This is a genomic window from Euzebyella marina (assembly GCF_003687485.1).
Classification (GTDB): Bacteria; Bacteroidota; Bacteroidia; order Flavobacteriales; family Flavobacteriaceae; genus Euzebyella; species Euzebyella marina.
Map to the genome: position 1 here is coordinate 3,889,402 of NZ_CP032050.1, position 23,018 is coordinate 3,912,419.

Sequence of the window (23,018 nt, forward strand, 5' to 3'; positions counted from 1 at the left end):
CCGAAGGAAAATATTTCCCGGCCATATCGAACAAATAACTACCTTAGCCCGAATATCCTAACTCCCGAAGGTATGTACACCCTAACTTATGAATCGCAGGCCATTGCCGAACTCACCAACCGTGATATCGAGGTAATTCTTGAGACCGCTCAAACCTTTAACTCTCAAAACGGAATTACCGGTTGTCTCATCTTCTATATGGGCAAGTTCATTCAAATATTGGAAGGCCCTAAAGAAACCGTTCAAGAACTGTACGCAGGCATTCAAAAAGATGAAAGGCATACCAAAGTAAAAATGTTCTCGGAAGATGATATTACAGAGCGTAATTTTCCCGATTGGGGTATGGCTTATTACCCCATTGATGAAGACGCTATGGGGTTTGCAGAATTTGAGCAGTTCAAAAGAAATCTCATGTTATTGGCAGACCTCAGCAAGCCTACCAACGTGACCGCTATACTGTTTTGGAAAAAGATGAAACTTCTTCTATCCCTTCCACCAGATAAAGTATAATACTACGTATTTGAAAATCAAACCATTTCGCTTTTGGGCTAATTCTATGTTCAAATGCGCAATCAGGTTGTGTACAATAACCGCAACTTAGTAACATCATAAGTAGGTAAATTGTTTGTGGGGAACAATTTAAATTCTTTAAAGAGGATGGTGTGGGGCCATCCTCTTTTTATTTTATCATTTAACTAGGAAATAAATCTCCTAAGAATCCAATTTGAAAATACGCTTCATTTGTACCCATTTCTCACTTGAGGAAGCGTCGGGGTCAGAAGCTTGGTACTTACTCATAAATTCTTCCCACTCGGCCTGACGAGGTAATCCCGCCAATTTTCCCATTTGTTTCTCAAAATCAAAATCTGCCGGTACGGTCAATATCATCACCAACAGAGTGCCATGCCTATAAATTTCCGAATCGATAACCCCTACTTTTTTCAATCCAGCGGTGATTTCTTTCCAAATATTCTCAGAGCGATGCCATTTCTCATATTCGTCAATAAGTTCAGGGTCATCTTTTAGTTGTAAAGTTTGGCAATATCTTTTTACAGGTGCAGGTTGGGCTTTTTGAACATAGCCATACGAATCTCCTGAATCTTGCGCACAAGTTACATATGGGGTTAAACTCGTTAAAAATATGGCCAGTAGTAAATTTTTAAGTTGCATTGAAATGGAATTTAAGTTGATAATTGATTTTACAAATTAGTCGATTTCGGTCAAACGGCACCAATCATATTTTAAATAGATGTCATGAAACAAAAAAATCCGGTTTGCATAACAAACCGGATTTTAAAATAACCCTCAATAAAACTAATTCCAACCGCCGCCGAGGGCTTTGTATAAATTCACCCTGGCAATCAGTTGTTCTTTCTTGGTTTCCACCAATTCCATCTTAGAATCCAAAGCTTCCCGTTGCGCCAATAAAACTTCTATGTACTCTGCACGAGCCGACCTAAACAATCGGGTTGAGTAATCAATGGTTTCGTTAAGCGCATCCACTTGTTTGGATTTCAAATCATAACTTTTCTTCAAATTGTCTTGTTTAGACAGTTGGTTGACCACCTCAACATAACCCTGCAGAACGGCCTTTTCATATTCAAAAACGGCCTGAACCTGGCGTTCGCTGGCGTTATTGTAATGAGCTTTGATTGCCCTACGGTTAATCAATGGGCCCACAACATCGCCTACTACCGAATATATCAACGATTCGGGGGTAGAGGTCAGAAATTGGGTATCGAACGCTTGAAGTCCTACCCCTGCATTCAGTTCAAGGGAGGGAAAGAAATTTGCCCTCGCCTCTTTTATACTCAATTCGGCAGCGGCAAGTTCGTATTCGGCTTTTATAATATCAGGCCTATTCTGAAGTAGTTGCGAAGGCACACCGGCATATGATGTGTCGATTTGCCTTTGTAGCAAATCACTCGAATTACGCTGAATGGGCTCTGGAATTCTACCTACCAATAAATTGATTTCATTCTCGACCTCTATAATACGCTGTTTGACTTCAAACCGATGGCTTCGGTTCTTAAGAACCTCCGCTTCAAATCGACGTACGGCCAATTCAGTGGTTCGTGCGGCCTGCTTTTGAAGTCGCACCATTTTTAGGGCATTATCTTGAATTTCTAAGTTCTGGTCGATAAGGTCTAATTGATTGTCTAAGGCCAAAAGTTCAAAATAACTTTCCGCTATCTCTGAAATCAATTGGGTGACCATAAAGTTTTTACCTTCAACGGTTGCCAAATATTCGAATACCGCAGCCTTTTTTGCATTGCGAAGTTTTTTCCAGATATCCAGTTCCCAAGTCGCAAAAAGACCTACTGAATAATCGGTTAAGGGTTCGGGAAATTCTTCACCCTCCCTAATATCCAAATTCTTCTCGACCGCTCCAGAGCGAGTAAATTCTCCCACTTTTTCAACTTCGACACCAGCCCTAACGCCAACAAACGGTAGGTACTCACCTTTTCTCTCTGAAATCTCATTATTCGCAATATTGATTTGGCGCATCAATATGTTCAATTCCTGGTTTTTAGCCAATGCGCTATCTATCAATGAAATCAGTTGAGGATCTGAAAAATAGTCGCGCCATTCTAATCGGGCACTGTTTACGGTATCGCTTTCCAGCTCGGTAAAGCTTTCCGGCAACTGCACCTTGCTTTCGGCCAAGGGTTTACTAGGTACGCACGAAAAAATCATTAAGAGAAAACAAGTACCCCCTAAAATGTATTTCGTCATACGGGTGTTATCGGTTAAATTAATTTTCATCGTCTTTTCTTTTGGTTAATTTTTTCAAGAGTTTCTTCATTTCCCTAAGGGCAGCTTTGGTCTTGCTCTCCGATTCGCTCAACCGGATAAATTCTTCGGATACCGGCTCGTTTGATTCACCTTTAATTAGGCTACGACCGTCTGCCATTTTAGCGAAAATGTAGTACAGGCCTGGTATGACAAGAACCCCAAATAAAGTACCCATTAACATACCGCCCATGGCCGAACCTCCAATGGTACGGTTACCAATGGCACCTGCTCCATGAGCTATTACCAAAGGAATAAGCCCCGCGATAAATGCAAAAGACGTCATGAGAATAGGCCTGAACCTTACTTTGGCCCCTTCGATGGCGGCCTCAAGAATAGTGCTGCCCTGTCTTCTTTTTTGAACGGCGAACTCAACGATCAACACGGCATTTTTACCGAGAAGACCTACCAACATGATAAGACCTATCTGAGCGTATACATCATTGGCCAGCCCCATCCCCTTAAGCATTACGAAGGATCCAAAAATACCTACAGGAAGAGAAAGCAAAATTGCAAAGGGCAACAGGAAACTTTCGTATTGTGCAGCGAGCACGAAGTAAACGAATATCAATACCACAATAAATACGTACAGCGATTCATTCCCTCGTTTGGCTTCGTCATACGACAAACCTTCCCAATCAACATCATACCCTCGTGGAAGGGTTTTTTCTGCCACCTCATTAATGGCCTGAATAGCATCACCACTTGTGAAGCCTTTAGCGGGTAGCCCCCTAATAGATGCGGAATTATAAAGATTGTAACGGGTAATCTCGTTGGGGCCCAAACGCTTTTCCATAGTCATGAAAGCGGAATAAGGCACCATTTCTCCTTCTTCGTTCTTCACGAACAATTTCTCCAAATCGGATGGTAAGGCCCTATACTCGGGCGCGGCTTGGGTGTATACTTTAAAGAATCTACCAAAGCGGATGAATCCCTGCTCGTAGGTACTACCGATCAATATATTCAGGTTCTCCATGGCCTTGTCAATACTGACACCCTTCTGCATGGCAATCTTATTATTGATTTTCAATTCGTATTGCGGATAATTGGCTGAGTAGAAGGTAAACAGACCCGTAATTTCCTCACGCTTTGAAAGCTCATCCATAAAATTGTTGTTGATGCGTTCAAACTCGTGATAATCGGTTCCGTCGGTTTTATCCAACAAACGAAGGGAAAAACCTCCTGAAGAACCAAAACCAGGTACTGCAGGTGGTTCAAAATATTCGATAACGGCACCAAGGTCTTTGGTTTCCTCTTCCAATTCTTCCATGATTTCATGTACGGAATGATGCCTTTCGGACCAAGGTTTCAGGTTGATCAAACAAGTACCGGCATTGGAACCTCGACCTTCGGTCATAATCTCATATCCAGCCAAAGAGGATACCGATTCAACCCCTTCTGTCTCCTCACATATTTGTTGCAACTTTCGGGCAACATCATTGGTACGTTCAAGCGTTGATCCTGGAGGTGTTTGTATAATCGCGTAAATCATACCTTGATCCTCATTGGGTATAAATCCGGCAGGCAAGGTTTCGTTTGTAAAAACGATACCGGCACAAAAAGCGATAAGTATTCCAAAAGTCAAAAGACGTCGGGCAACGATTCGGTCAAGCACTCTACCGTATCTACCCGTCAACTTTTCAAAACCGCGGTTAAACCAATCGATGAATTTATCCAAAGGGGACTTCTTTCTCTCTTTGCCGTGATTATTCTTTAAAATCATGGCACACAGAACCGGCGTTAACGTAAGGGCCACGACCGCAGATATAACAATGGAACCTGCCATCGTGATGGAGAATTGACGGTAGAAAACCCCCACAGGACCGGTCATGAACGCAATTGGTATAAATACCGAAACCATTACCAAGGTAATGGCGATAATTGCCCCACCAATTTCATTGACAACCACTTTAACGGCATCGAAGGGGCCAATATGTTTTTCTTCCATTTTGGCATGTACCGCCTCTACTACTACGATGGCATCATCGACCACAATACCGATGGCCAATACCAATGCGAAGAGGGTTATCAAATTGATGGAAAGACCAAAAATCTGCATGACAAAAAAGGCGCCTATCAACGATACGGGTACTGCTATAATCGGTATTAAAGTGGAACGCCAATCACCTAGGAATAGGAACACCACAATAGCCACCAAAATAAAGGCATCTCTAAGCGTATGAAGCACTTGTTCAATGGAAGCATCCAAGAAATTAGATACATCATAACTGATTTTATAATCAAGACCAGAGGGAAGGTCTTCTTCCAGCTCCGCTAATTTATCCTTCACGGCATCGATGACGTCACTCGCATTACTGCCAAAAGTTTGTTTTAATACTATCGAAGCCGATGGCTTACCATCGAGGTTCGAATAAATATCGAAGAATTCACTACCCAGCTCCACCTCGGCCAAATCTCCAAGTTTCAATAACTCTCCATCTTCATTGGCCTTAATGATGATGTCTTTATACTGTTGGGGCTCATCGTACCTATCTTGGTACATTAAAACATACTCAAGGGATTGGGAAGTTTTACCTGAACTTTGGCCAATTCTACCGGGCCTAGCCAGAATACTTTGTTCCTCCATAGCCTCTAATATCTCTTCTGCCGAAACATTATAGGCCCTCATTCGGTCCGGTTTCAACCACACTCGCATCGCGTATTTACGGCTGCCCAATATTTGTGCGCTAGCGATTCCGTTGATTCTCTGAATTTCAGGAATCATTTTGGTGTAGGCATAATTGTAAAGAAAAAGCTCGTGGTCATCAGCATTGTCGCTGTACAGGTTTACGTACATGAGCATACTCGGCTGTACCGGGGTGATAATGACCCCTTCACGCTGAACCAATTCAGGTAAAAGTGGCATTACTTGATCCACCCTTGTCTTGACCCTGACGACCGCTTGGTTGGGATCCGTACCAGGTTCAAAAATAATACGCAAGGTACCCTCCCCTGCACTGGTGGCATCTGAGGCGATATACCTCATTCCCTGAACACCGTTAATGGCCGTTTCGAGAGGAATAAGAGTCGATTTAACCAAAACGTCTGCACTCGACCCCGGATAGGCGATGAAGATATTGACCGTGGTAGGCGCAATTTCGGGGAACTGTGAAATAGGAAGTTGCTTAATGGAAAGCAACCCCACAAATACTATTATTACCGATATGACAATAGCCAAGACCGGTCTCTTGATAAACTTACTGAACATAATATCTTGAATTAATTCTTATTATTCGGCGTATACGGCCAACTTGGGAATAACTTCATTTGGCTCTGCAAATTCAGTTTGGATCTTTTCCTGGTTTTTGACCATTCGTATACCGTCCAGTAATATTTTATCTTCGGGTTTTAGCCCGTTGCTTATAACGAACAAGTGGGGAAGTTCGGCAGCGACCGAAACCTCGGTCTGCTGTACCACATTGTCTTTATCTATGACGAAGACATATTTTTTATCGAGAATTTCAAAAGTGGCTTTCTGAGGAATAATGAGTGCATCTTTAAACGGTATGGTCATAAGAATGCTTCCCGTTTCGCCATGACGCAGTATTTTATCAGGATTAGGAAAAGTGGCCCTAAAAGCAATATTTCCCGTTTCATTATTAAATTCACCCTCAATGGTCTGAACAATACCTTTTTGGTTAAAAGGCTTGTTGTTAGCAAGCAGAAGACCGACCGATTTCTTCTCGTCTTTGTCTTTGCTCATAATATAATCTAGATACTCTGCTTCCGGCACATTAAAGTAAACCCACATTTGCGAGTTATCGGAAAGCGTGGTTAAAAGCTCGCCTTCATCTAAAAGGCTACCCTCCCTCACATGAAGATGGTCCATAATACCATCAAAAGGAGCCCTCACATCGGTGAAACCCAAGTGGGTTTTGGCAAGGCTAACTTCAGCCTTGGCCTTTTCTAAAGTAGCTTTGGCCATTGAAAGCTCGTTGGTTGAAACGACATTGCCGTCTGCCAAAAGCTGAGTGTTATTAAGTTCAATTTCTGCAATTTTTGCTTCGGCCTCCGCTTTCTGCAAATCGGCCTGGTAAACATTGGGCATTATATTGAACATCTTTTGCCCTTTTTGAACATATTGACCTTCATCTACATGAATTTCTTTGAGGTAGCCTTTTTCAAGTGCCCTCAACTCGATATGCCGAATTGAATGTATTTGAGCCACATAATCTTTGGTGATAGAAGTGTCTTTCTGAATTGGGCTGGTCACTAAAAATTTGGTGTCGTGGTGTTTGGCTTCTTCTTTTGATTTACAGCCAATTTGTGCCAAGAGTGCGCACAAAATGATGAATACAGGGATATTCTTCATAGTTTAAACGTTATTAATATTGGTTTGTGTGGATTAATGTGATGAGCACCAATGGCAAAGCCATTGAGCTTATCAGTATTTTAGCGTATTGTTGAAAAACTTAGGCCCCGTGTGGAGTGGAGCCGAAAGTGTGTAGAAAGGGTATTATATTCTAAATACCTGAAACCTTTTGTAAAGATCTACAGAGGGCACAAGGGTAGGCTGTGCCTCGTAATCGTTAAGCTCTTTCTGACCGTTAAGGTAGAGCTGAACGCAAATTTGTGCATAGATAAAAGCAGCCGAAAAGACATTCAGACCATCTTTCGAATCTTGAACTTTAGATTCTTCTTCCTCAATTTCTTCTTCAACATCTGAAACTTCGGCGAAAAACTTGGTCCAAGGTGATTCTTGATTGACTCCCCTTACTTCTTGATTTACTTGAAGTTCTTGGTTTGATGTTATAAGAACTTCACAAACATTATCGGGTAATACAACAAATGATGAGGCCTGGGCTTGCGAGAAAAAACCCAAGAAGATTAAAAAGGTAAGAACCAAATGTTTATTAAAAACTCCTCTCATTCGGGTGCCAAAAGTAGAGTACGGTCGAATAGTGTACAACGTATCGGTGTTAAATTTAGTTAAAACCCTATTTCGAATCTATAACCGGTGCTGTAGTCTAGACCAAATGCATTCCGTATATGCACCAATATGGCATTTTCACAGATGAAATTCTCAAAATAATATTATAGTATTTATGGACTCCCAAATCAATCAAGTCAACCTTTAAGTTTTTATTAATACTTAATTAACACGAAATCGGCTATTTTAGAAGGTATTGAATTGACCAGTTCAGCCTACCAAACCTAAAAGCCAAAGAAAATGTACCAATCCCTCCATTATAAATATTACCAAAAGTTAATAATGAGAGGGGCTAAGGTAGCTTTGCTGTTTTTTTTGGTAGGATGCGCTCCCAAGATTTCCAACGTTGATTTACCCATTGAAAACGTTACTCCCTTCTCCGAGAACGGGCAAGAAGTTATTCCTGACAAATGGTGGACGGTTTTTGAAGATGATCAACTCAATCGTGCAATCGATAGCGCCTTGACATCAAACTTTAATCTAGCGGCTACATGGCAACAATTTATAGCTGCCAAAGCTACAGTCATAAGAGAGGCTGCCGATAAATGGCCACAAGTAGATGCATCTGCCCAAACGGCCATTAACCTTCCCGAGCCGGATTTTGTCGGGGGAGAAAACACACAATTGGGGTTGTCGGCCAGTTATGAGGTCGATTTATGGGGCCGGATTCGAACAGCGGTGCAAGCCGAAAAGTTTCGCGCCGAGGCCAGCCTTTTCGATTACAAATCGGCAGCCATTTCTCTATCCGCTGAAATTGCCTCTACTTGGTACGAACTTCAAGCTGCCAAAAAACAACTACAAATAACCCAAAGTCAGATTGCCACCAATGAAGACATTATTCGATTGATTCGCTCACGATTTGTCGGTGGTCAGATTAGGGCCGTTGATATTCTTAGGCAAGCGCAGTTATTGGAAAGCACCAAAGAACAGCAGATTATATTTGAAACCAATATCAGTTTGCTTGAAAACCAACTATCGGTGCTGTTGGGGCGGCAGCCAAAGGGCGATAATTTATTTACCGCAACGGAGCTTCCTGAAATAAACGAACTTCCTCAAACAGGTTTGCCTTTAGAGTTGGTCAGAAGAAGGCCTGATATTCAGCAGGCATACACCCAACTTTTGGCCGCAGATCGTGATATGGCCTCGGCCGTTAGAAATAAATACCCAAGATTGTCGGTCGGGGCCAGGGGTCAGTTACGTTCCAATAATTTTGACAATCTTTTCGACAACTGGGCCTACTCGTTGGCCGGAAATATTTTGGCCCCCTTGTTCTATGGGCGCCGGTTGAATGCAGAAGCTAAACGTACCGAAGCCATTAAGCAACAACGACTTTATGAATATGGACAAACCACGTTGATAGCCTTTCAGGAGGTTGAAAATGGTATGGTTCAAGATATTAGACAAGAAGAAAGGGTCGAAAACATCACGAGACAACTACAATTGGCCGAAAAAAGCAATAAGCAACTAAGGGTTGAATTTTTAAATGGCTTTAGTCCTTACCTCGATGTTTTGTTAGGGCTCGATCAAGAACAACAATTGCGAAGAGATCTGGTCAATGCACAATTAAGAAGGGTCCAAATTAGAATCGGGCTATATCGCGCCCTTGCCGGAGGCTTTGAAACAGAAAGAGAACTGAACAACTAAGAACGGAATACCATATGAGCAATAAAAAAATTCTATACATCTGCCTGGCCATTCTCGGAGGAGGAATTTTACTAACCACCTTGATTTTTTTCACCGAGCCGGAAGCTGAACGCGAAGGCGCTTCGGTAGAAACGGCTATGTTGGTAGATGTACTCAATGTCGAAAAAGGCACTTACGAACCGGTAATTGTGGCCACAGGAACGGTTCAACCGGTCGAAGATGTCACTCTGAGCCCATTGGTTCCAGGACAAGTTACAAGAAGAGATCCAGCTTTCACCCCTGGTGGATATGTAAAAAAGAACCAAGTTTTATTACAAATCGACCCCGCAGATTATAGAAATACGCTGGAACTACGCAAAAGTGAGCTCATGCAAGCACAAACTTCGTTGACCACCGAAATGGGGCGACAGCAGATAGCCGAGCAAGACCTTCAACTGATATCGAACGATTCACTTTTTGGATCGAGTCCTTTATCTGAAGAAGAAATGCAATTGGTGCTTCGAAAGCCCCAGCTCAATGCGGTGAAGGCCAACATTGGGGCCGCCAAAGCCGCTGTTGGCCAAGCCGAATTAAATCTTGCGAGAACCACGATCAGGGCTCCTTTCGATGCCCATATATTGAACCAAAATGTAACGAATGGTTCTCAAGTGGCGCCCGGCGATGACTTAGGCCGAATAGTTGGAACGGATTTTTATTGGGTAACCGCAACCGTTCCCGTCAATAAACTACAATGGCTCAGTTTTAACGATGGCTCTTCAGAAAAAGGTGCCCAAGTTAGAATTACGAACCCTACGGCGTGGACAGCCGATGCAGAAAGACAAGGTTTTCTTGATAGGCAAATAGGTGCTCTGGACGGCCAGACCCGGTTAGCCAGGGTATTGGTGAAAGTGCCTGATCCATTGGCCACACAATCGGAAAACAAAGACCTACCGAAAATGATGATAGGCACCTTTGTCGAAGTTAATATTCAGGCCAAACCCATTGAGAACGTAATTCGGTTGGATAGGGATTTCATTCGTAGCAACGAAACCGTTTGGGTGATGAAAGATGAAAAACTGGAAATAAGAAAAGTAGAAATCGTATTGAACGACGATGAATATGCCTATATCAGTGAAGGACTGGCCGCGGGTGACCAAGTAGTGATCACAGACCTGAGCACGGTAACCAATGGCATAGGTTTACGCACTTCGTCAGAAGGTGAAGAACAGTAATTGCACGATTTAAAGAACAGCTATGGAAAACGAGAATAAAGAACCGAGAAAAGAAGGAGCCATCTCCTATATGGCGCGAAATTCCATCGCCACCAATCTACTGATGATCGTTCTTTTAGGTGGGGGTCTTTTTACCATGTACCATATTCAAAAAGAGGTATTTCCCGAGTTTCAGTTAGACTTTGTAGAAGTATCGGTAGTGTACCCCGGTGCGAGCCCGGCCGAAGTCGAACAAGGAGTGCTACAGCCCGTAGAAGAGGCGGTTCGGGCGGTTCAGGGCATCAAGGAAATCGTATCAGAAGCCAGGGAAGGTTCGGCTGAAATTAGTATTGAGTTGGTAGCCGGCACCGAACGCATGAAAGCATTTCAGGATATTGATCAGGCCATTAACCGCATACGTACTTTTCCCGACGATATCGAAAGACCCGAAGTTCGACTGCAATCGCGACAGCGCGATGTATTACAAATAGGGCTTTACGGACAAACTGATATTTGGACTCTCAGACAACTGGCCGAACGATTGCGTACCATCCTTTTGAACAACCCTAAAATTACCCAGGTCGAATTAGGAAACGTACCCGATTACGAAACCCATATTGAAATCCCTAGAAGCAACCTTCAAAAATACAATCTTACACTAGGCCAAGTGGCCGATATTATAAGGCAAAGCAGCAACGATGTTCCCGCTGGGGCGGTGCAGACCCGAGGTGGTGAGATTTTGTTAAGAATGCAGGAAAGAAAACAATGGGCCAAAGAGTATGGTAATATTACCGTTGTTTCTTCCGATGCAGGAGCTAAAGTGGCCCTGAAAGACATTGCTACCATTACCGATGGTTTTGAAGAAATTGGTTTTCATGGTCAGTTCAACCAAGAGAACTATGTAGAACTTCGAATTTTTAGAATTGGAGACCAGTCCCCTCTTGAAATTGCCGATGCCGTAGAAAACCTTTTAAAAGACTACCAACTACCCCCAGGGGTAAAATACAGAACCGATAGCAACAGGGCGGCCGATTACCGGGAACGACTTTCACTATTGACCGAAAATGGGGTTCTGGCCATAATCATTGTATTGGTCATTCTTACCCTATTTCTAGAATACAGGTTAGCGTTTTGGGTTATGATGGGTATGACCGTTTCTTTCATTGGTGGTATGATTCTACTGCCTTTAATCGGCATCAGTGTGAACATGATTTCCATGTTCGGATTTCTAGTGGTGTTAGGTATAGTGGTTGATGATGCGATTGTAGTGGGGGAAAATGTGTATGAATATCGGCAGAAGGGACTCAGTCCCATGAAAGCTGCCATAGCCGGAACCAAAGATGTGGCCTCGCCCGTACTGTTCAGTATTGTTACGACCATTATCGCCTTTGTACCCCTGCTTTTTATGCCTGGGGAAACCGGTAAATTTTGGCAACCGCTGCCGGCTGTGGTCATTGTTATTTTGGCCGTCTCTTTACTGGAAGCTTTGTTCATTCTCCCCTCCCACTTGGCCCATTTAAAAAAAGAAGAAAACAAGAACAAGTATGTCAAAAAGTTGGAAGGTTGGCAACGCTCTTTCGCGAACAGATTCGATAGCTTCGTTGAAAATAAGTATCGCCCGTTTCTCGATTTATGTCTTAAATACAGGTACATAACTCTTTGTGCCGCCTTGGCCCTTCTATTGGTAGTCGGCGGTTTTGGTTACAGCGGGCACATGGGTCTTATTATGATGCCCGAAGTAGCGGCCGATGAAATAGAGGCGGGTGTTAGGTTGCCCGTTGGCACTACCCCCGACCAAGCTGCCAAAGTGGCTCATGATATTTCACAAGCTACCCAGCGAATGTTCGAAGAACATAATTTATATGAGGTTGCCGAAGGAATCAAAACCAATGTTAGGGGACAAAACTTTATTGACGTTGAAATTGTCATGCTGCCCCCCGATCAGAGAGATATAACAGCCCGCGAAGTAATTGCGCTTTGGCGCGACAATATCGGTGATATTGAAGGGGTCGACCAGATTACTTTTGAAGCCGAAAGGGGGCCAGGCGGTGCCCGGCAAGCCATCAGTGTCGACCTGAGCCACTCTAATATAGAAGTATTGGAAAAGGCCAGTGCCGCTTTCGTTGAGCGTATGAAAAGTTTTAGCAATACCCGTGACGTAACCGACAATTACAATAAGGGGAAGTTACAATACGATTTTAAGCTCTTACCACAAGGTAGAAACCTTGGGCTTACGTCCGATGAAGTAGGGCGACAGGTCAGGGATGCCTTTTTTGGTGCTTTGGCGATGCGTCAGTTACGGGGAATGAACGAAATAGAAGTGCGGGTCAAACTGCCTTTAGAAGAACGGAAGGACATTAAAAATCTGGAAAATTTTCTAATCCGAACTCCTAGTGGAATCGAAGTCCCGTTAATGGATGTGGTCGAGGTTGAACAAAGAGAGGCCTTTACCAGTATCAACCGAAGAGACGGTAGAAGGGTGGTTAATGTGGGTATGGATGTGGAGCCTGCCAATACCGTTGGTAGGGTCATCGAATCGGTGCAAAATGAGACCTTACCTCAGCTGAGAGCCGATTTTCCCGGATTAACCTGGAGCTTTGAAGGAAGCCAGGCCGATATGCGAGAGAGCACCAATACGCTGAAGGCCGGCTTCGCCATTGCCATGCTATTGATATATGCCCTATTGGCCATTGCCTTTAGTAGTTACATACAACCACTGATTGTGATGACCGCGATACCCTTTGGCATCGTGGGCGCTGTTATTGGCCATATACTTTTAGGGTACGATTTATCGCTTGTGAGTCTTATGGGGGTCATCGCTCTTTCAGGGGTGGTTGTTAACGACTCCCTTATCATGATCGATTATGCCAATAAAAGGCGAAAAGAAGGTGATGCCATCTACAAATCGATTCATGAAGCGGGGCTAAGAAGGTTCAGGCCTATTATGCTGACCACCATGACCACTTTTGGGGGTCTTGCACCAATTATTTTAGAAACCAGCAGTCAAGCATTTCACTTGATACCCATGGCAATCTCGTTAGGTTTCGGGATAGTTTTTGCGACAGCGATTATCTTGGTGATCGTACCTTGCCTCTATCTCACTCTAGAGGATGCTCGATTAATGATTCAAAAAGGGCGTACCGTTAGGCAGGTAGATGTTCTAGGACAATAAAAAACCGGGCCAAGAAGGCCCGGTTTTACTTTTTACCAAATGATGGGTAGCCCTATTTATTAACGACAATGGAACCACCAAAAGTTTTATCCTGTTCAATTTGATCAGGATTACCAAATATCTCTATGGAACCGCCAGCAGTTACATTGGCCTCAACATATTCCTTTGAATTAACGAAAGCCTTTCCTCCTGCGAAAACCGTTACTTCCGTTTGATTGGCTTCTAGCTCTTTGGCATGATATTCACCTCCCGAACGAATGGATGCCTCTTGGTTAGGCGCTTTTCCCGTAACCCATATTTTTCCACCAGAAATAGCTTTGGCATCTAAATTTCTAGTATTTACAGAAGCTCTTACTTGACCTCCTTCTTGGGTTCTCAACTTGATAAATCTATTTCCTAAAATACCTTCGGAAACTATTTTGGCACCTTCATTGGCATCAACCAAACCAAGTTCTTCGGTATAATGCAGTTCGACATTCGTTTCGTTTCCATCTAAAAAATCCTGAACTTCCATTCTAATTTTCAAAAGTCCGTTATCATTACTAATACTCACATCATCGGCATCGTCACCTGTAATAATGGCCCTGTTTACTTCTGATTTAATCAATGTTACATTAATTCGATCATAAGCTTTGAGTTCAACAAATTTTTCTAAATCAATAGTAGTCTTTTGAGCCACGACTGTTGAAATGGTCAATAGACTCAACACAAGATATATACTTAACCTTTTCATATTGTTCGGTGTTAGATTATTATGCTTCTGGAGAACCAAAGAATACGGCCGATACAATTATACCTACAATCAAGAGTATCAGAAATGCCGCTATAATGTAAATACCGGTTTTGGTTTTAGTATTCTTCTGTAGAATGTATTGATCATGGGTATCACCCTCTTCTTTTATAAATTCTGTTTTTTCATGACCTTGTTTCATAGCCTTTTCATCTTTTAAAATTTCCATGTCGCAAAATACCTTCTTTACACCACAGGCCTTGGTGCTTTTGAAAAAATTAGTGGTCTTTTTGATGTGTAAGCTAACACAGTTTTTAGGCCTTTTCCCAGACCTATATAATTAAGGTATCTTAGTTATTCACTTGTAGAAATTATACAGTCAACCAATTTTCTGATTGAGCAAAAACGGAGCGCCGTTCTTATCTACTTTTGACATGTAGTTAGTTAGAAAAAAACATTTACAAATAGTTTGGTTGGTTGTTAGAGAATGGTTTCGGCGCACTTCAATTGTCGGGACCATTTTCAGTATCATATCATTTTAAAATCTGGAACCATGAATATTTTTGAAGCACTTAGACAAGACCACGACATTCAAAGAACCCTATTAGAGCAACTAGTCGACACTTCTGGCGACACCAAGGTGAGAGATGAAATCTTCAAAAAATTGAAAACAGAATTAGAAGTACATGCCGATGCTGAAGAACGATACTTCTATAAACCTTTAATAGATGTTGACAACACTCAAGATTTGGCCAGACATGGTATTGCCGAACACCACGAAATCGATGAGCTAATTGAGCAGTTAGAAGAAACCGATTACTCGTCTTCAGCTTGGTTGAAAATTGCAAAAGACCTGCAACACAAAGTAGAACACCATTTGGAAGACGAAGAGCATCAATTTTTTCAAGTTGCCGGAAAAGTATTCTCTACCCGCAACAAGACCGATTTGGCCAAAGATTATCAGAGTCACATGGAAGAAAATAGGTAATTACAGTTCGATGGCCGTTAAATCAGTTGACAGAAAGCTGCTTCAGCAATTGATCGAGACCCCCGAAACGGCTATCGAACATATCGACTTGGTGTACGTTACCGAAAAACACCTTTCAATTACCAGACAAAAGCAGCAGAAAGATTTCGTTTACCTCTCATCGAAGGGGCCATTGACCCAAAAAGAACAATTAGAACGCATTCAAAAATTGGTGATTCCGCCCGCTTGGCAAGATGTTCGAATCACTCACTTGGCAAATGGTCACTTGCAAGCCATTGGCACAGACGAAAAGCAAAGAAAGCAATATCGTTACCATGACCTATGGACCAAGGTCAGAAATCAGACCAAGTTTTATAGAATGGCATTTTTTGCCAAATCGCTTCCGGGCATCAGAAAGCAGATTGAAAAAGACTTAAGGCAACGAGGGTGGCCGCAAAGTAAGATGATGGCCTTAATCATCAAACTGATGGAAGAGACCCATATTCGAATCGGTAACGAGCAATATGCCCGTAGAAATAAATCATATGGTCTTACAACCTTGCGAAAAAAGCATGTGGAAGTTTATAAAGATGGCATTAGGTTTCATTTTATGGGAAAAAAAGGGAAAGAGCACAAAATCACCCTTAAGAACAAAAGGCTCATAAAGCTCATCAACAAATGCGAAGAAATACCTGGCTGGGAACTTTTTAAATACTTTGACGATAATGGAGAGCGGCAGACGGTAGACAGCGAAATGGTCAATAGCTATATAAAAGATATTAGCGGTTATTCTTTTTCTGCTAAGGATTTTAGAACATGGGCAGCCTCCGTCGTATTTTTTGACACCCTAATGCATCTCGAGCTACCGGAAAATGAAAAGGAAATTCATAAAAATGTACTTACAGGTTTTGATGCAGCAGCGGACGCCTTGGGCAACACCAGAAATGTATGTAGAAAGTACTATGTGCATCCCTTATTGGTAAGCGATTATGAAAATGGCCTGCTACAAGATAGTTTTAAGCGCGCCGATAGATGTCGCAGCTCACAATATTTTTCAGCATCCGAGAAGGCCATTCTCAAAAGAATCGAACAATTTGATCCGTTATCGGGTTTCAAAGATTAATCAGCCCTTTTCACTTCACTTTCGCTCTTAAGCACATAGTCACCATCATCCTGTTTAATATACAATGCTTTATTACCCTCTTCACCCTTGCGGGTAACTTTGTTCCCTTTGATGGTCTTGGTAATTTCCTTTGAATAGGTTTCTTCTACTTTACCTTTGGCAGTACCGTTACCCCACTTCCATTCTACTTCTGTTCCTTTCTGTATCATCTTTACTTTTTTCATGAAAATCGTACTTAACCCTCTCGAAAATGTGCGTTAACAACTTCATTTTTAACGCTTATCGCTTTGCATTCGATGGCATCAATTCTTAGGGCAATAAAACAAAGAATCTAAGCAATCATGCTATAATTTAGAGGTATAATTGAGGATGGGATGCGGTAAAACATCCCTAAAAAGACTCTTACCGCTAATTAAAATTATAATCAAATGAGTACCTATACAGAAGAAGTTGGAAGTAAATTGAACGACCTATTAGAAAGAACATATGATGCAGAAAAAGGTTTCATCAAAGCCGCAGATAATGTAGAGAACTCCAATCTAAAAGGTTATTTTAAAAGAAAAGCACAAGAACGTTATGATTTCGGACATGCTTTAAAAACCGAGATTAGACAGTACGGACAAAAAGTCGATAAGGGAGATAGTTTTGCTTCTAAAGCGCATAGATCTTGGATGGACATTAAAAATTTCTTTTCCGCAGATAACGAAGAGGCCATGTTAGAAGAAGCCATTAAAGGTGAAAAGGCCGCGGTAAATACGTACGAGGAGGTATTGGAAGATACTAACTTACCGCCTAGTACTGAAACTCTGCTGACACAACAAAAAAACCAAATTGTCAGCGGACTTAATAATATCAAGCGCTTGGAGGACATAGCATAATATTTCCTTAAATTTTAAAAGAAAGGGCACTCATTTGAGTGTCCTTTTTTTATTCCACTCTAATAATTTACCTAAGAACGATTCTTTAAAAAATATCTTACGTATTTGATTTTCAGATATTTAAAATTCCAATTCAATTTCAAAAAATAGATGTACACAACTTTAGATGAATCAATTTTGAATTGGATAAGGCTAATAGGAACTGGTTGATTTTCGGAATTTTACACCATACCAATAAGGAAATCGCCTTGCTGGTATTTTAAATTATTAATTAACCCAAAAACAGATAAATTATGTTACGTTGGACAGTTATATTCGTTATTCTAGCTATTGTTGCCGCTATTTTCGGTTTCGGTGGAATCGCTGCTGGTGCAGCCAGTATTGCTAAAATTTTATTCTTCATATTTCTAGTTCTTTTTGTTATCTCCCTATTTATGGGCAGACGAAGAATTTAGATTAAAAGACTAACAGAGAACCTAATTATATAATCAATAAAAGTAGAAAAATGAGAAAGTCAGTATATTATTTTATGACCCTTTGTGCATTGGTATTTTCTTTAAGTGCTTTCAATAGCTGTAGAGAAGAGAAATCGACCGGTGAGAAAATCGAAGATACTATGGATGAAGTAGGTGACGATATCGAAGAAGGTGCAGAAGATGTTCAAGATGAAGTTGAAGATGCTGTGGATGACAACTAGTCACTGCCCCTTAATTAAGGCAAAACACTAACGTACAAAACGGATATTTCTCTTCGAAAAATCCGTTTTGTCTTTTTTATAAAACTCTAAATCAAGAATCATGGAAAATTATGCGAAACACGAGCAAGATTTGATTCGAAAGTTCGAAGCCAAGGGCTATTCAAAAAATTTCAGATACGCAGCGGGCAAATTAATCGAAACCGAATCTAAAAAAGAATACGCACCGAAGGATATTCATGTGGTTGAAGAGCATAGATATGAGGGTATGAGTAACCCGTCAGATATGTCAATTCTATATGTTATTGAAACCAATGATCATCTAAAAGGCGTCTTTTTAATGGCCTACGGCCCCAGTGCCGATACCGATACGGCTGAATTCTTTAAAGAAATACCTGAAGAGAATTTTGCCGAAAATGAATAGGTAAGACCATCATTTTATTGTCAAATTTTGACAAAACTAAGGGCGGGAAGCTGTAGCTTCCCGCCCTTAGTTTTTTAATTACTTCCTTCTTTCAATTGTTTCTCAATGCCGAAATCAGTTCTTTCTTCGTCATTTTAGAGCGTCCTTCAATCCCTACTTTTTTTGCCTGCTCGTACAAGTCTTCTTTCGTACGTTCTTCATAGGGCTTAGCCTTACCTCCTTTTACACCTGAATCTTCGGTATTGGCAATGCGTGCAGCCTTTTGTTGACTGTACCCTTTCTCGCGTAAAGCTTCATATTGTTCTTCATTTTTTATACTAGGCCTATCCATAATTAACATTTTTAGTTATAATAAAGATAAATGGGCCGAGAGATAACAGATAGCTTTTATCAAACGATTGTTGACCTAAACAGATTGCTAAAGAGCACGTTGGTCATGCGATGAGACCAAAAAGTTTTGTGGTTAACCGTACTGTCAAGATTTAAGTACTGCCAAAAGGCGTTAAATGTTAAATTTAACACTTACTTTATTTCTATCTTTGCAGCTACAGGTCTTTGATAGGCGCCAATCAATGAAATTTCGACTACACTACATACCAACTGAATTAAGTCAAAAGGTAGTAATGACCGAATTGCAAAAATTAGGGATAGAATTTTCATTTAACAATACGGGACATTTGGTTTTAAGCAGGGAAATTTCTCAAGAGAAACGCCATCAAATCACCCAGGCATTATCCAGTTTCGGTATCAGTTTGACCAATGCCGGAAAAAATAATATTGTAGGCGATATTAAAAAGGCTCTTGAAGAGCTTATATACTCGAGCGATATGCGAAAAACAACGGTATCTGCTTATCTTTCAGAGAAATTGGGCTATTCATATTCGTATCTGTCAAACCTGTTTTCGGAAGAAACATATACCTCAATCGAGAATTTCATTATATTGCGCAAAATCGAGTTTGCCAAGAGATTGATTTTAGAAGGTGATATGAGCTTGACCGAAATCGCCTATAGATTAGATTATAGTAGTGTAGCCCACTTATCAGGCCAATTTAAAAAAGTGACCGGCCTCACACCGACCGCTTTTTTGAGAATACTTGAAAAAAGAAAAACCAATAATACTTAATTAAAGAATACCCATTATGAGTACAAAGCCCATGAAGGTTGTGCTTGTAGACGACGATGAAGACGACAGAATGTTTTTTGCCGATGCGTTACAGGAAATTGATTTAAAAACAGACCTCACAGAATTTCACAACGGACAAGAATTATTGGATTATTTAACCGGATCTTGTACCGAATTCCCACAATTGATATTCTTAGATTTGAATATGCCTGTTATGGATGGGTTTGAATGTCTTAAAAAAATTCGAAGCAATCCTAAATTTGAAGATTTGGTGGTAGCCATCTACTCTACTTCCTCTTCTGAAAGAGATATTGAGGAAACTTTTGTTAACGGTGCCAATATCTATATCAACAAACCCAATAAGTTTGAAGAGCTGAAGAAAACCATAGCTCAAGTAGTGAAACGAAATTGGCAGTACGAAGAAAATGAAATGGACAAAGGCAATTTCTTGTTCAGAATATAATCTAGTGAATGGCAGACTTAGGCAACGTTGGTAAAACCAAAACGGGCATTTTGCCCTATCTTTTGCTTTTACTACTTGCCGTAATTGTACTTTTTTACATTTCGTACACCTCATTTCAACAAAATACGGCGCTACGAAAGTCTACCGAACTCGTATCACGTACCCAAAATACAATCAATGAGATCAACATGCTGTTTGCGAACTACTCCAGTTCGCAAGCAGATGGAGTGCAGTTTCTGATAACGAACGACAGCACTCTTCTACCTCCTATTAAAGAGTATAGAACCTTAAGTTCGCAAAGTCTTAATAAGCTAAGGCTCTTGATGAGCGATAACCAAGACCAATTGAATCGCTTAAAACAAGTGCCCAAATTTAGCGAAGAGCTTTTTACAGAGCTAGGCACTTTGAATACCGAATCGGCAAGACTCATTCTTCAGTCAAGAGCCCTTCGTAACAAAGTCTATCGCATCGAAAGCCAATTAGATAGCCTCATCGGTATTCAAGAGGCGATGATCGATGCCGAGCGTACGTTATTGCGAGAACGCAGGCAAGAATATGAGTCGAACGTAACCCTTACCCCAACACATATTCTTTATTCAGCGCTTTTTGCTTTGGGTATTCTAATGTTCGCTTTCACCAAAATAAATATGGATCGAAAGCAAATGGACACGACCGGTGCTTTTCTTAGAAATATACTTGACAATACCGATAACATTGTCAATTTCTATGAACCGATCAAAAACAGTTCAAATAAAATAACCGATTTCATTATAGGCTACACCAATGCCCAAGGCCGTAAAGATATCAATGTAGTACCCGATGAAGCCATTGGTAAAAGGCTATCCGAGGTTTTTCCGTTTTTGACCCAAAAAGAACATGTCGCCTTCTTGGCCGAAGCCATAGAAGAAGACCGTACCGTTGTCAAAGAAATGGAATATACCATCGACGGCAAGAGCGTTTGGTTTCATACAACTGCTTCACCATTGGAAAATGGTGTAAGCACCACTGTTCGAAACACCACTCTTGAAAAAGAAGCCGAACAGATATTGATGGCTCTAAACGAAAAGTTAGAACAGCAAAATAGAGAGCTGGCACAGACGTCAGGTTTCCTTCAGAATCTGGTATCTTCTTTCCAATATATCATTAGCTACTTTAAGGCTATAAGAGATGAAAATAATGAGATTGTAGATTTCAGGGTCTTATATACCAATGAAAAAATCGTGGATCTTATGGGCCGTACTTCTGATCAAATCGAGGGAGGGCTCATATCGGAAGAGTATCCTTTTGTATTCGAGAATGGAGATTTTGAGGTTTACAAAAAAGTGATTGCCACAGGAGAGCCTGAAGAAGTTGAACGTAAATATGTTTTGCCCAAAGGGGAATTTATCTTTTGTAATGAAATCTCACAATTAGATGATGGGGTTACCATTCTATCACAAGACATCACCTTTAGAAAAAAAGCCGAAGAAGAACTGAAGCAATCAAAAGACACGCTTGAGGTTCAAAATACCATTTTGAACGATGCCGAACGTATAGCGGGCATTGGCAGTTATAATCTCGACCTTGATAATGGCACAATGAAGTATTCCGATAATGCCTACCGCCTATTCGGATATAAGCCAGGTGATTTTGAGCCTTCTTTTGAGCGGTTTTTATCGTTTTTGAATCCCTCTGATGCCAAGCGGCTACGAAATAAAAATGTAAAGGCCATCAAAGAGAAAAAGCGAACAAAAAGTAAGTATAAAGTCAAAACCCGTGACGGTAAGACGAAGTACATGTCATCAATGGCGCATTTTCTAGAAAAAGACGGGCATTCTTATATGGTGGGTGTTATTAGGGATATTACGGCCAAAACTCTCAACGAACAAAACCTAAAACTTAAGAACCGGGCCCTGAAACGAACCAATGCCGAACTGGAATCATTCAACAGGGTAGCAAGTCACGATTTACAAGAGCCGTTGCGTAAAATTCAGATGTTTATCAGCAGGCTTTCTGATTTTGATCGTGATAACCTTTCTGATAGAGGACGGCGTTATTTGGATAAAATCGAGGATTCGGCCAATAGAATGCAACTTCTAATACGCAATCTTCTTTCATACTCAAGAATTACCGACGAGGTAATCAATGAGCCGATTCGAGTGAACTTAAACGGGGTCTTTGAAAAGGTTCTTGAAGACTTCTCGGAAAGAATTAACGAAACTGAAGCGGTCATTACCGTACCCGATTTACCTTCTATACACGGCACTGGCTTTCAACTTGAACAGTTGTTCAGCAACCTGGTTTCAAATTCGCTGAAATACAAGAAACATGATCAAGTACCTATAATAAATGTGGCTTACGAGATTGTAGACGCCAAAAAACTAGACCCAGAGTTGAACATGCCCAAGGGCAAATACTTATTAATTTCCTTGAGTGATAATGGTATTGGTTTTGAGCAAGAACAGAGTCTTAAGATTTTTGAGCTTTTCGAAAGGCTTCACGAAAAACATGCCTATACTGGCACAGGACTCGGTCTGGCCATCTGTAAAAAAATTGTCGAGAACCATCGTGGTCATATTCAGGCCAATAGTGTACCTGGTGAGGGTACAACCTTTGAAATTTACCTTCCCTATACAGAAACTCAATAATTTTGAGTTCACTTCGATCAGTAACTTTAGATTACTACTTCCCTATTCTATTTTGTAAGTTAATCCATACAAAATAGCATTTCATCACTCTTTTTACATAATTATATAATGATATCTAATAATTCTATAAGATATCGGAGCCCTTCTACCCTCATATTTGTATCAAACAATTAGGGGCATGTTTTTACAGAAATTACTTGGCTTAGATTTAAAGTCAAAATCCGAAGAATCAGACACATCAAGCGACAACGTTATAGAA

General features: G+C 41.1%; 22 protein-coding genes. 13 read left to right on the forward strand and 9 right to left on the reverse strand.

The window, feature by feature from the left end:
* Positions 1-72 precede the first annotated feature (72 nt).
* Complete coding sequence (locus D1013_RS16685) at positions 73-510, forward strand: BLUF domain-containing protein (RefSeq protein WP_121849909.1); 438 nt, start codon at positions 73-75, stop codon at positions 508-510.
* A gap of 201 nt (positions 511-711) precedes the next feature.
* Here the strand turns inward: D1013_RS16685 and D1013_RS16690 are convergent, their stop codons facing one another.
* The 5 genes from D1013_RS16690 to D1013_RS16710 form a co-directional block, all read right to left on the reverse strand.
* Positions 712-1,170: an L-rhamnose mutarotase gene (locus D1013_RS16690; RefSeq protein WP_121849910.1), complete on the reverse strand. Its 459-nt coding sequence runs from the start codon at positions 1,168-1,170 to the stop codon at positions 712-714.
* 144 nt (positions 1,171-1,314) lie between these two features.
* Positions 1,315-2,766, reverse strand: coding sequence for a TolC family protein (locus tag D1013_RS16695; protein ID WP_205601255.1), 1,452 nt, complete (start codon positions 2,764-2,766; stop codon positions 1,315-1,317).
* Positions 2,756-6,001: an efflux RND transporter permease subunit gene (locus tag D1013_RS16700; protein WP_121849911.1), complete on the reverse strand. Its 3,246-nt coding sequence runs from the start codon at positions 5,999-6,001 to the stop codon at positions 2,756-2,758. The genes D1013_RS16695 and D1013_RS16700 overlap by 11 nt, the downstream gene beginning before the upstream one ends.
* Positions 6,002-6,022: 21 nt before the next feature.
* Entirely contained in the window at positions 6,023-7,105 is a 1,083-nt protein-coding gene (locus D1013_RS16705; RefSeq protein ID WP_121849912.1) for an efflux RND transporter periplasmic adaptor subunit, read from the reverse strand.
* Positions 7,106-7,249: 144 nt separating this feature from the next.
* On the reverse strand, positions 7,250-7,663 hold the full coding sequence (locus D1013_RS16710) for a hypothetical protein (RefSeq protein ID WP_121849913.1): 414 nt from the start codon (positions 7,661-7,663) through the stop codon (positions 7,250-7,252).
* Between the two features lie 342 nt (positions 7,664-8,005).
* Between D1013_RS16710 and D1013_RS16715 the strand changes: the two genes are divergently transcribed.
* Genes D1013_RS16715 through D1013_RS16725 form a run of 3 tightly spaced genes read left to right on the forward strand, consistent with a single transcriptional unit; the run spans position 8,006 to position 13,729 of the window.
* On the forward strand, positions 8,006-9,367 hold the full coding sequence (locus tag D1013_RS16715) for an efflux transporter outer membrane subunit (protein ID WP_225621413.1): 1,362 nt from the start codon (positions 8,006-8,008) through the stop codon (positions 9,365-9,367).
* 14 nt (positions 9,368-9,381) lie between these two features.
* Positions 9,382-10,578 carry an efflux RND transporter periplasmic adaptor subunit gene (locus D1013_RS16720; RefSeq protein ID WP_121849915.1) on the forward strand — a complete coding sequence of 399 codons (1,197 nt, stop codon included), beginning with the start codon at positions 9,382-9,384 and terminating at the stop codon, positions 10,576-10,578.
* A 22-nt stretch (positions 10,579-10,600) separates the two neighbouring features.
* Positions 10,601-13,729 carry an efflux RND transporter permease subunit gene (locus D1013_RS16725; protein WP_121849916.1) on the forward strand — a complete coding sequence of 1,043 codons (3,129 nt, stop codon included), beginning with the start codon at positions 10,601-10,603 and terminating at the stop codon, positions 13,727-13,729.
* Between the two features lie 52 nt (positions 13,730-13,781).
* On the opposite strand, the gene D1013_RS16730 is transcribed toward D1013_RS16725, so the two are convergent.
* Together D1013_RS16730 and D1013_RS16735 are read right to left on the reverse strand one after the other, a co-directional pair.
* Entirely contained in the window at positions 13,782-14,462 is a 681-nt protein-coding gene (locus D1013_RS16730) for a head GIN domain-containing protein (protein ID WP_121849917.1), read from the reverse strand.
* A gap of 19 nt (positions 14,463-14,481) precedes the next feature.
* A complete protein-coding gene (locus D1013_RS16735) occupies positions 14,482-14,688 on the reverse strand; it encodes a hypothetical protein (protein WP_121849918.1) in 207 nt (68 codons plus the stop codon).
* A gap of 324 nt (positions 14,689-15,012) precedes the next feature.
* Between D1013_RS16735 and D1013_RS16740 the strand changes: the two genes are divergently transcribed.
* Positions 15,013-15,447, forward strand: coding sequence for a hemerythrin domain-containing protein (locus tag D1013_RS16740; protein WP_121850777.1), 435 nt, complete (start codon positions 15,013-15,015; stop codon positions 15,445-15,447).
* Between the two features lie 10 nt (positions 15,448-15,457).
* Positions 15,458-16,549: a DNA topoisomerase IB gene (locus D1013_RS16745; RefSeq protein ID WP_121849919.1), complete on the forward strand. Its 1,092-nt coding sequence runs from the start codon at positions 15,458-15,460 to the stop codon at positions 16,547-16,549.
* Here the strand turns inward: D1013_RS16745 and D1013_RS16750 are convergent.
* Positions 16,546-16,758, reverse strand: a complete 213-nt coding sequence (locus D1013_RS16750) for a hypervirulence associated TUDOR domain-containing protein (RefSeq protein WP_121850778.1) — start codon at positions 16,756-16,758, stop codon at positions 16,546-16,548. The two genes, D1013_RS16745 and D1013_RS16750, sit on opposite strands and share 4 nt — an antisense overlap.
* Before the next feature lie 219 nt (positions 16,759-16,977).
* On the opposite strand from D1013_RS16750, the gene D1013_RS16755 reads away from it, so the two are divergent.
* The 4 genes from D1013_RS16755 (at position 16,978) to D1013_RS16770 (ending at position 18,545) form a co-directional block, all read left to right on the forward strand.
* On the forward strand, positions 16,978-17,427 hold the full coding sequence (locus tag D1013_RS16755; RefSeq protein WP_121849920.1) for a ferritin-like domain-containing protein: 450 nt from the start codon (positions 16,978-16,980) through the stop codon (positions 17,425-17,427).
* A 293-nt stretch (positions 17,428-17,720) separates the two neighbouring features.
* Positions 17,721-17,882, forward strand: a complete 162-nt coding sequence (locus tag D1013_RS16760) for a DUF1328 family protein (protein ID WP_121849921.1) — start codon at positions 17,721-17,723, stop codon at positions 17,880-17,882.
* Between the two features lie 50 nt (positions 17,883-17,932).
* Positions 17,933-18,124: a hypothetical protein gene (locus D1013_RS16765; protein ID WP_121849922.1), complete on the forward strand. Its 192-nt coding sequence runs from the start codon at positions 17,933-17,935 to the stop codon at positions 18,122-18,124.
* Positions 18,125-18,224: 100 nt separating this feature from the next.
* Positions 18,225-18,545, forward strand: a complete 321-nt coding sequence (locus D1013_RS16770; protein ID WP_121849923.1) for a hypothetical protein — start codon at positions 18,225-18,227, stop codon at positions 18,543-18,545.
* Positions 18,546-18,636: 91 nt separating this feature from the next.
* On the opposite strand, the gene D1013_RS16775 is transcribed toward D1013_RS16770, so the two are convergent.
* Positions 18,637-18,876, reverse strand: a complete 240-nt coding sequence (locus tag D1013_RS16775; RefSeq protein ID WP_121849924.1) for a DUF7218 family protein — start codon at positions 18,874-18,876, stop codon at positions 18,637-18,639.
* A 241-nt stretch (positions 18,877-19,117) separates the two neighbouring features.
* Between D1013_RS16775 and D1013_RS16780 the strand changes: the two genes are divergently transcribed.
* Genes D1013_RS16780 through D1013_RS16790 form a run of 3 tightly spaced genes read left to right on the forward strand, consistent with a single transcriptional unit; the run spans position 19,118 to position 22,759 of the window.
* Positions 19,118-19,669 (forward strand): helix-turn-helix domain-containing protein, encoded by a 552-nt coding sequence (locus D1013_RS16780; RefSeq protein ID WP_162987935.1) that lies wholly within the window; start codon positions 19,118-19,120, stop codon positions 19,667-19,669.
* A gap of 16 nt (positions 19,670-19,685) precedes the next feature.
* Complete coding sequence (locus D1013_RS16785; protein WP_121849926.1) at positions 19,686-20,132, forward strand: response regulator; 447 nt, start codon at positions 19,686-19,688, stop codon at positions 20,130-20,132.
* A gap of 8 nt (positions 20,133-20,140) precedes the next feature.
* On the forward strand, positions 20,141-22,759 hold the full coding sequence (locus tag D1013_RS16790; RefSeq protein ID WP_121849927.1) for an ATP-binding protein: 2,619 nt from the start codon (positions 20,141-20,143) through the stop codon (positions 22,757-22,759).
* Positions 22,760-23,018: the final 259 nt, after the last annotated feature.

Excerpts from the sequence above, each read along its gene's own strand:
- D1013_RS16685 (WP_121849909.1), top strand. The coding sequence starts at position 73 with ATGTACACCCTAACTTATGAATCGCAGGCCATTGCCGAACTCACCAAC.
- D1013_RS16770 (WP_121849923.1), top strand. The coding sequence starts at position 18,225 with ATGGAAAATTATGCGAAACACGAGCAAGATTTGATTCGAAAGTTCGAA.
- D1013_RS16765 (WP_121849922.1), top strand. The coding sequence starts at position 17,933 with ATGAGAAAGTCAGTATATTATTTTATGACCCTTTGTGCATTGGTATTT.
- D1013_RS16785 (WP_121849926.1), top strand. The coding sequence starts at position 19,686 with ATGAGTACAAAGCCCATGAAGGTTGTGCTTGTAGACGACGATGAAGAC.
- D1013_RS16730 (WP_121849917.1), bottom strand. The coding sequence starts at position 14,462 with ATGAAAAGGTTAAGTATATATCTTGTGTTGAGTCTATTGACCATTTCA.
- D1013_RS16700 (WP_121849911.1), bottom strand. The coding sequence starts at position 6,001 with ATGTTCAGTAAGTTTATCAAGAGACCGGTCTTGGCTATTGTCATATCG.
- D1013_RS16790 (WP_121849927.1), top strand. The coding sequence starts at position 20,141 with ATGGCAGACTTAGGCAACGTTGGTAAAACCAAAACGGGCATTTTGCCC.
- D1013_RS16740 (WP_121850777.1), top strand. The coding sequence starts at position 15,013 with ATGAATATTTTTGAAGCACTTAGACAAGACCACGACATTCAAAGAACC.
- D1013_RS16735 (WP_121849918.1), bottom strand. The coding sequence starts at position 14,688 with ATGGAAATTTTAAAAGATGAAAAGGCTATGAAACAAGGTCATGAAAAA.
- D1013_RS16715 (WP_225621413.1), top strand. The coding sequence starts at position 8,006 with ATGAGAGGGGCTAAGGTAGCTTTGCTGTTTTTTTTGGTAGGATGCGCT.
- D1013_RS16710 (WP_121849913.1), bottom strand. The coding sequence starts at position 7,663 with ATGAGAGGAGTTTTTAATAAACATTTGGTTCTTACCTTTTTAATCTTC.
- D1013_RS16755 (WP_121849920.1), top strand. The coding sequence starts at position 16,978 with ATGAGTACCTATACAGAAGAAGTTGGAAGTAAATTGAACGACCTATTA.
- D1013_RS16760 (WP_121849921.1), top strand. The coding sequence starts at position 17,721 with ATGTTACGTTGGACAGTTATATTCGTTATTCTAGCTATTGTTGCCGCT.
- D1013_RS16720 (WP_121849915.1), top strand. The coding sequence starts at position 9,382 with ATGAGCAATAAAAAAATTCTATACATCTGCCTGGCCATTCTCGGAGGA.
- D1013_RS16690 (WP_121849910.1), bottom strand. The coding sequence starts at position 1,170 with ATGCAACTTAAAAATTTACTACTGGCCATATTTTTAACGAGTTTAACC.
- D1013_RS16695 (WP_205601255.1), bottom strand. The coding sequence starts at position 2,766 with ATGAAAATTAATTTAACCGATAACACCCGTATGACGAAATACATTTTA.
- D1013_RS16750 (WP_121850778.1), bottom strand. The coding sequence starts at position 16,758 with ATGATACAGAAAGGAACAGAAGTAGAATGGAAGTGGGGTAACGGTACT.
- D1013_RS16705 (WP_121849912.1), bottom strand. The coding sequence starts at position 7,105 with ATGAAGAATATCCCTGTATTCATCATTTTGTGCGCACTCTTGGCACAA.
- D1013_RS16775 (WP_121849924.1), bottom strand. The coding sequence starts at position 18,876 with ATGGATAGGCCTAGTATAAAAAATGAAGAACAATATGAAGCTTTACGC.
- D1013_RS16745 (WP_121849919.1), top strand. The coding sequence starts at position 15,458 with ATGGCCGTTAAATCAGTTGACAGAAAGCTGCTTCAGCAATTGATCGAG.
- D1013_RS16780 (WP_162987935.1), top strand. The coding sequence starts at position 19,118 with ATGAAATTTCGACTACACTACATACCAACTGAATTAAGTCAAAAGGTA.
- D1013_RS16725 (WP_121849916.1), top strand. The coding sequence starts at position 10,601 with ATGGAAAACGAGAATAAAGAACCGAGAAAAGAAGGAGCCATCTCCTAT.